Here is a 958-nt window from a genome sequence, read left to right as displayed (position 1 = left end):
GTTTCATCCCCGTTACTGGGCCAGCTGGTTCGGCCTCGGCCTGCTCTGGCTGCTGACCCTGCTGCCGTGGCGCAGCCAGATGTGGCTGGGGCGTCAGCTCGGTCGTCTCGCCGCCAGGATATTGAAGTCCCGGGTCAAGATTGCCCGTCGCAATCTGGAGCTGGCGATGCCCGAGCTGACCCGGGATGAGCGGGAGAAACTGCTTAAGGCAAACTTCGAGAGCGTGGGCTGCGCCGTGTTCGAGGTGGGGATCGCCTGGTTCTGGCCAGACTGGCGGATGCGCAACCTGATGAAGGTGGAAGGGGAAGAGCACGTCATCGCCGCCATGGAAAAAGGTCAGGGCATGCTGCTGCTCTCCTGCCACTTCCTGACGCTGGAACTCAACGCCCGCTGTTTCGGGCTGGTTCGCCCAGGGGTCGGGGTCTATCGCCCCAACACCAACCCGGTGCTGGAGTATGCCCAGTACCACGGGCGCTGTGCCTCCAACAAATATCTGGTGGACCGGATGGATGTGAAGGGGATGATCAAGGCGCTGCGCAACGGCGACGCCCTCTGGTATGCACCGGATCACGACTACGGCAGCCACGCCAGCGTATTCGTGCCCTACTTCGCGGTAGAGCAGGCGGCCACCATCACCGGCACCGCCACCCTGGCGCGGGTGAAGAACACCGTCACCCTCCCCTGCTACAACATCCGCACCAGAGAGGGTTACACCCTGCATATCGGGGCGCCGCTCGCCGACTACCCGAGCGGGGATGACATGGTTGATGCCGCCCGCGCCAACAGCGAGATTGAAGCCGCCGTGCGCAAGGCGCCGGAGCAGTACATGTGGCTCCATCGCCGCTTCAAGACCCGCCCCTCTCCCGAGGATGCCGGCTTCTACTGAGCCGCAGCCTTGACAGGGGCCAGCTCGCAAAAACTGACAAACCGCCTGCTGGCGGTTTGTTTTTATCTGCTA

Annotated in this window: 1 protein-coding gene; it reads left to right on the top strand. The window is 63.5% G+C overall.

Features of this window, described 5'->3' with window-relative positions:
- The coding region (lpxL, locus tag AACS18_RS02065; protein ID WP_108613586.1) for an LpxL/LpxP family Kdo(2)-lipid IV(A) lauroyl/palmitoleoyl acyltransferase at positions 1-886 on the top strand (886 nt) is incomplete at its 5' end.
- Positions 887-958 lie beyond the last annotated feature (72 nt).

The organism is Aeromonas sp. HMWF015 (assembly GCF_963878965.1).
GTDB classification, from domain to species: domain Bacteria; phylum Pseudomonadota; class Gammaproteobacteria; order Enterobacterales; family Aeromonadaceae; genus Aeromonas; species Aeromonas veronii.
Note: the sequence above shows the minus strand (reverse complement) of the source record. Positions and strands in the feature narration are given on the sequence as shown.